At 68.1% G+C, this 5,776-nt stretch carries 8 protein-coding genes; 4 read left to right on the top strand and 4 right to left on the bottom strand.

Features of this window, described 5'->3' with window-relative positions:
• Both rplC and QZW52_RS18275 read right to left on the bottom strand, forming a co-directional pair.
• The coding region (gene rplC, locus QZW52_RS18280; protein ID WP_294001363.1) for a 50S ribosomal protein L3 at nucleotides 1-496 on the bottom strand (496 nt) is incomplete at its 3' end.
• Between the two features lie 151 nt (nucleotides 497-647).
• On the bottom strand, nucleotides 648-875 hold the full coding sequence (locus QZW52_RS18275) for an oxidoreductase-like domain-containing protein (RefSeq protein WP_294001360.1): 228 nt from the start codon (nucleotides 873-875) through the stop codon (nucleotides 648-650).
• A gap of 7 nt (nucleotides 876-882) precedes the next feature.
• Between QZW52_RS18275 and QZW52_RS18270 the strand changes: the two genes are divergently transcribed.
• Entirely contained in the window at nucleotides 883-1,410 is a 528-nt protein-coding gene (locus QZW52_RS18270; RefSeq protein ID WP_294001357.1) for a hypothetical protein, read from the top strand.
• Here QZW52_RS18270 and QZW52_RS18265 read toward each other — a convergent pair.
• Complete coding sequence (locus QZW52_RS18265) at nucleotides 1,407-2,138, bottom strand: FadR/GntR family transcriptional regulator (RefSeq protein ID WP_294001354.1); 732 nt, start codon at nucleotides 2,136-2,138, stop codon at nucleotides 1,407-1,409. The genes QZW52_RS18270 and QZW52_RS18265 overlap by 4 nt on opposite strands.
• Nucleotides 2,139-2,190: 52 nt before the next feature.
• Nucleotides 2,191-3,231, bottom strand: a complete 1,041-nt coding sequence (locus QZW52_RS18260) for a LacI family DNA-binding transcriptional regulator (RefSeq protein WP_294001352.1) — start codon at nucleotides 3,229-3,231, stop codon at nucleotides 2,191-2,193.
• Between the two features lie 159 nt (nucleotides 3,232-3,390).
• Here QZW52_RS18260 and QZW52_RS18255 point away from each other — a divergent pair, with 159 nt between their 5' ends.
• From QZW52_RS18255 to QZW52_RS18245, 3 genes are all read left to right on the top strand, one after another.
• Nucleotides 3,391-4,362 (top strand): TRAP transporter substrate-binding protein, encoded by a 972-nt coding sequence (locus QZW52_RS18255; protein WP_294001350.1) that lies wholly within the window; start codon nucleotides 3,391-3,393, stop codon nucleotides 4,360-4,362.
• A gap of 19 nt (nucleotides 4,363-4,381) precedes the next feature.
• Nucleotides 4,382-4,870: a TRAP transporter small permease gene (locus tag QZW52_RS18250; RefSeq protein WP_294001347.1), complete on the top strand. Its 489-nt coding sequence runs from the start codon at nucleotides 4,382-4,384 to the stop codon at nucleotides 4,868-4,870.
• The coding region (locus QZW52_RS18245) for a TRAP transporter large permease (protein WP_294001345.1) at nucleotides 4,861-5,776 on the top strand (916 nt) is incomplete at its 3' end. The genes QZW52_RS18250 and QZW52_RS18245, both read left to right, overlap by 10 nt.

The following is a 5,776-nucleotide window of genomic DNA, read 5'->3' as shown; positions in this document are numbered from 1 at the left end:
TGCCCGGGAACACGCGGCCCGGATCCTGCGCCATGGAGATCGAGCCCGGCACGTTGTGCGAACGGCTGTTGCCGTGCGACGCGCGCTGCGAGCTGAAGTTGTGGCGCTTGATGGTGCCGGCGAAGCCCTTGCCGATCGAGGTGCCTTGCACGTCAACGGTCTGGCCAGCGGCGAACATCGTGACCGGCAGGGTGGCGCCAGCCTTGAATTCAGCGGCCACTTCAGCCGTGACGCGGAACTCTTGCAGCACTTCACCGGCTTCGACACCGGCCTTGGCCAGGTGTCCGGCCGACGGCTTGTTCACGCGGGACGCCTTGCGGGCGCCGAACGTGATCTGCAGTGCGGTATAGCCGTCCGTTTCCACGGTTTTGACTTGGGCAACGCGGTTGTTGGACACGTCCAGCACGGTCACGGGCACGGTATCACCGTCGTCCGTGAAGATGCGCATCATGCCCACCTTGCGGCCCAGCAATCCGAGACGATTGCTAAGACTCATGGTTCTTCTCCAATAACCCGACAACGATTGGCCGGGCTGACTAAGTTGTTGCCGCATCCACCAGACCCGTGAAGGACTGAAGGAGCCGGAACGACGAAAATGGGCGCAATTTTACTTGCTGCCCGAAAAGCTCGCGATTATCACACAGAGATCACGTCCAGCGCAACATGGACTCGTCGCGCCAATACGCCACCTCGGCGCCATAGGTCTCCCACACGCACCCAATGCAGCCGCTGTCGCAGCAATTGGTCGGCTCGGGCGGTGGCTCGGACAGCGCCACCCCCAGCGCGCGGGCGCGGTCACACACGGCCCGCACCAGCGCCTGGGCGTCGCGCTGCTCGGTCGGGAGCCATTGCTGGAGAGCGTGGTCAGGAATCATCCCGCGATTGTCCAACACCGCAGACCACCGCACCGCCGGCCACCCGGATGCGGTGCGCCGCTCCTGCGTCAGCGGGATGGCCGCCCGCGCAGGGCCGCGCCACACTGCCCTCTTCCACGGGAGAACACCCATGCGGCAACGAACGAATGGCGGCCGAGTCAACGGCTTCGCACTGATCGAGCAGATCGCCGCCCTCCTCGCGATCGGCGCCGCCTCGGCGGTCGCGCTGCCGCAACTGGCCGATCTGCAGACCGACGCGGAGGGTGTCGCGCTGCAGCACCTGGCCGGCGCAGCCAGCACCGCCATGCTGCTGAACCAGGGCGGCTGTCTGGTGACGGGCCACCAGGCGGAACCGGGTCGCTGCCGGCCCGTGCGGGACTGCGCCGACGTCGGCACGCTGCTGCACGGCGGTCTGCCCGGCGGCTACGCCGTGCAGGCGCTGTCCCTGCTGCGCGGCGCCGAGGGCCACTGCCGCCTCGTGCATCCGGCCAGCGGGCATGCGGCCGACTTCATCGGGCTGGGTGCCGGGAACTAAACCGCCTCGGTCTGCGCTCGCCGCCGCCGCTCGCGGCTGTTGGCCAGGTGGGTCCGCATCGCCGCCCGCGCGCCATCCGGATCCTGGCTGGCGATGGCGTCGAAGATGCTCTCGTGCTCGGCATTGACGCGGCGCAGGTAGCGCAGCCGCTCCGGGTCGAGCGCCTCGGACTGCGCCAGCCGCGCCCGCGGAATGATCATGCTGCCGAGCGCGGTCATCAGATCGGCGAAGTGGTCGTTGCGGGTGGCGCGCGCAATCTCCAGATGGAACTGGAAATCCGCCCCCACCGCGTCCTGTCCGGATGCGATCGCCTGCACCACCAGGTCGAGCGCCGCGCGCATGGCCTGCAGATCGGCATCGGTGCGGCGCTGGGCGGCGAGCGCGGCGGCCTCGGTTTCCACGCCGATGCGCAGCTCCAGCACCGCGATCACGTCGCGCAGCGTGGCCATCTGCTCCGGCGCGATGCGGAAGCCCGGTCCGTCGCCCAGCCCGAGCACGAAGGTGCCGATGCCGTGGCGCGTCTCGACCAGCCCGGCCGCCTGCAGCCGCGAGATCGCCTCGCGCACCACCGTGCGGCTGACCGCGAACTCGACCATGATCGCCGACTCGGTGGGCAGCTTGTCGCCGGGGGCGAACTGGCCGTTGCGGATGCGGTCGCCGAGCGACTCGACCAGTTCGAGGGCCAGCGTGCGGGGGCGGCGGCGGGCGGTGGTCGGGGCAGGCGTCATGGGCAACAGGCTCGGAAGGGGTCGTGGGACTGTAGCAAGTCGGCGCACCGGCTCAGGTCCGCGCGGCGCGGCGGCCCGTGGAACGCCGGGCGATGACGCGGGCCACCAAGGTGTCGTGTCCGCCGGGGAGCGGCGCGGTGTCGGCGCCTGCCCGGATGCGCTCGATGAGGCGCTGCATGGCCGTCTCGCCGGTCAGCTCGCTGGCGGTGTCCACGGTGGTCAGGGCCGGGCTGGTGTAGCGGCCGTAGACGATGTTGTCGAATCCGGCGATCGACACGTCCTCGGGCACCCGCAAGCCCAGCGCCTGCGCCTGCCCCAGCAAGCCCAGCGCGATCAGGTCGTTGTACGCCACCACCGCGTCCGGCGGCTCGGCGCACAGCAGCACCGACGAGGCGATCCGCTCGCCCTCTTCCGCCACCGCAGCCTCGACATCGAACAGCCGCAGCGCGCTGTCGCAGCCGGCAAAGGCGTCCTGCAGCCCCTGCCACCGCTCGGCGCTCCAGCGCGCCCCGCTGAACCCGGCATACGCCACGCGCCGGTGGCCGAGGTCGCGCAGGTGGCGGCCCAGCATCAGCGCCGCCGCCCGGTTGTCCGACCCGACGCTGCGGCAGCCGGGGCCGGGCTGGTGCCCACCGTAGTAGACGACGGGCAGGCCGGCATGCTGCAGCCACTCCAGCGCCGGCTCGGACACGCGCGCACTGACGATCACGCCATCCACCCGCCGGCTGAGCGCCTGCAGCATGGCCAGCTCCGGCGTGTGGCCCTCGGCGGTGTCGGTGAACAGCAGGTTCAGCCCGGCGCGCGCCGCCACGCGGGAGGCGCCCTTGACCAGGCTGGTGAAGTGCGGGTTGCAGATGTCGAGGATGACGATGCCGACGTTGCCGGTCTGGCCGGTGATCATGCCGCGGGCCATCGGGTTGGAGCTGTAGCCGAGGTCGCGCACGGCGGCCGTGACGCGCTCCTCGACCTCGCGGGTGAACCGCTGGCCGCCGTTGATGAACTTGGACACCGTGGCGGTGGACACGCCCGCCGCCTGCGCGACATCGCGGATGGTGGCGGGCTTGCGGCGGCGGGTGGAAGCGTCATCGGTCATGGCCCTGGATTGTAGCCATGCACCAAGTTAAACGTTTACTTGTCACCCCTCCCGTATAACCCGAATCGGGCTAACACCTACCTTTGAAATCTTGACCTGATTCACAAGGTAAACGTTTAATCTCGTTTGCCGATGCCCTTCATTCCGAGGAGACACACCATGCCCCAGACCACCCCCCGCCTGTTGGCCGCCCTGCTGTCCGCGGCCGCACTGTCCTGCGCCCAGGCCGCCGAATTCCGCTCCGCCGACATCCACAACTCGGACGACTACCCGACCGTGGCCGCCGTCAAGTACATGAGCCAGCTTCTGGAAAAAAGCAGCGGCGGCAAGCACAAGATCAAGGTCTTCAACAAGGGCGCGCTCGGCACCGAGAAGGAAACCATCGACCAGGTGAAGATCGGCGCGCTGGAGATGACCCGCGTCAACATCAGCCCGATGAACGCGGTCTGCGCCAAGACGCTGGTGCCGACGATGCCCTTCCTGTTCCATTCGGTGGAGCACATGCGCGCCTCGCTCGACGGCCCGGCCGGCGAGGAGATCCTGAAGTCCTGCGAGGACCAGGGCTTCATCGGCCTGGCGTTCTACGACTCGGGCGCCCGCTCGCTGTACGCCAAGCGTCCGATCAAGACGGTCGCCGACGTGAAGGGCATGAAGGTCCGGGTGCAGCAGTCGGACCTGTGGGTCGCCCTGGTCGGCGCGATGGGCGGCAACGCCACGCCGATGCCCTTCGGCGAGGTCTACACCGGCCTGAAGACCGGCCTGATCGATGCCGCCGAGAACAACATCCCGTCCTACGACAGCGTCAAGCACTACGAGTCGGCCAAGTTCTACTCGCGCACCGAGCACTCGATGGCACCCGAGATGCTGCTGATGTCCAAGATCACCTGGGACAAGCTGCCCAAGGCCGAGCAGGACATGGTGCGCGCGGCGGCCAAGGAATCGGTGGCCTTCCAGCGCAAGAAGTGGGACGAGCAGGAAACCAAGTCGCTGGCCGCCGTCAAGGCCGGCGGCGCCGAAATCGCCGAGGTGGACAAGAAGTCCTTCCAGGCCGTGATGGGCCCGGTCTACGACAAGTTCATGACCACGCCGGACCTCAAGCGCCTGGTCAAGACGATCCAGGACACCAAGTAACCCACCAGGCGGAGCGGCCATGTTCACCAAATTCTGTGCCGGAGTCTCCAAGCTCAGCCTCGTGCTGGCGGTGATCGGGCTGATCGCGGTCATCCTGTGCGTGCAGTACCAGGTGATCGGCCGCTACATCTTCAACGACACCCCGACCTGGGCCGAGGCGCTGTCGATGCTGCTGGTGCTGTTCGTCACCGCGTTCGGGCTGGCGGTGGGCGTGCGCGACGCGGGCCACATCGGGCTGGAGTCGATGGTCGCGCTGCTGCCGGACCACTGGCGCCACCGGGTCGAGCTGCTGATCCACGCGCTGGTGGGCCTGTTCGGCTTCCTGATGGCGCAGGGCGGCTGGCTCTGGGCCTCGGCCAAGTGGGGCGAGAAAAAACCGATGCTGCCGGTCCCGGACGGCATCGACTATGTGCCGGTGGTCATCGCCGGCGTGCTGATCGTGCTGTTCTCGATCGAACACATCGTCGCGCTGCTGCGCGGCGAGGAAGTGGTGCCAGCATGGAACTGACTGTCCTGGCGGTGAGCTTCACCGCCCTCTTGCTGCTGGGTGTCCCGGTGGCGTTCGCGATCGGCCTGTCCTCGGTCGCCACCATCGTCGCGGCGGGCCTGCCCATCGCCATCGTCTTCCAGAAGATGGTCGGCGGGATGCAGGTCTTCAGCTTCCTGGCCATCCCCTTCTTCGTTTTCGCGGGCGAACTCATGCTCTACGGCGGCATCGCCGACCGCATCGTCAAGTTCGCCAACAGCCTGGTCGGCCATGTGCGTGGCGGGCTGGGCATGAGCAATGTGCTCGGCTGCACCATCTTCGGTGGGGTCGCCGGCTCGCCGCTGGCGGACGTGTCGGCGATCGGTTCGGTGATGATCCCGCTGATGAAGAAGGAAGGCTACGACGCCGACTACGCCGTCAACGTGACCACGCACGCGGCGCTGGTCGGCGCGATCATGCCGACCTCGCACAACATGATCATCTTCACGCTGGCCACCTCGGGCATCGCCTCGGTCAGCGTGCTCAGCCTGATGCTGGCGGGGATGATCCCGGCGCTGATCCTGACGCTGTGCAACCTCGCCGCCGCCTACTGGGTGGCGGTCAAGCGCGGCTACCCGGTGCGGCCGGGCGGCTTTGGCGGCTGGCCGGCGGTGCTGACGGCCTTCCTCGCGTCGCTGCCGGGCTTGCTGGTGGTGGTGATCATCCTCGGCGGCATCCTGTCGGGCGCGTTCACGGCGACCGAATCGGCCTCGATCGCCGTGGCCTGGGCGCTGCTGATCACCGTGTTCGTCTACCGCTCGCTGACGTGGAAGAACTTCCTCAAAGCCTGCGCCAAGGCGTGCAAGACCACGGGCGTCGTGCTGCTGCTGATCGGCATCTCCAACGCCTTCGGCTACTTCATGGCGCTCTACGAGGTGCCGCAGAAGA

Source organism: Sphaerotilus sp., assembly GCF_013299175.1.
Classification (GTDB): domain Bacteria; phylum Pseudomonadota; class Gammaproteobacteria; order Burkholderiales; family Burkholderiaceae_C; genus Sphaerotilus.
The sequence above is the reverse complement of the archived record's forward strand: the minus strand, read 5'-3'. Positions and strand labels throughout refer to the sequence as shown.

What these genes read in the sequence shown, in the direction of transcription:
- QZW52_RS18250 (WP_294001347.1), top strand. Translation starts at nt 4,382, where the DNA reads ATGTTCACCAAATTCTGTGCCGGAGTCTCCAAGCTCAGCCTCGTGCTG.
- QZW52_RS18260 (WP_294001352.1), bottom strand. Translation starts at nt 3,231, where the DNA reads ATGACCGATGACGCTTCCACCCGCCGCCGCAAGCCCGCCACCATCCGC.
- QZW52_RS18255 (WP_294001350.1), top strand. Translation starts at nt 3,391, where the DNA reads ATGCCCCAGACCACCCCCCGCCTGTTGGCCGCCCTGCTGTCCGCGGCC.
- QZW52_RS18265 (WP_294001354.1), bottom strand. Translation starts at nt 2,138, where the DNA reads ATGACGCCTGCCCCGACCACCGCCCGCCGCCGCCCCCGCACGCTGGCC.
- QZW52_RS18275 (WP_294001360.1), bottom strand. Translation starts at nt 875, where the DNA reads ATGATTCCTGACCACGCTCTCCAGCAATGGCTCCCGACCGAGCAGCGC.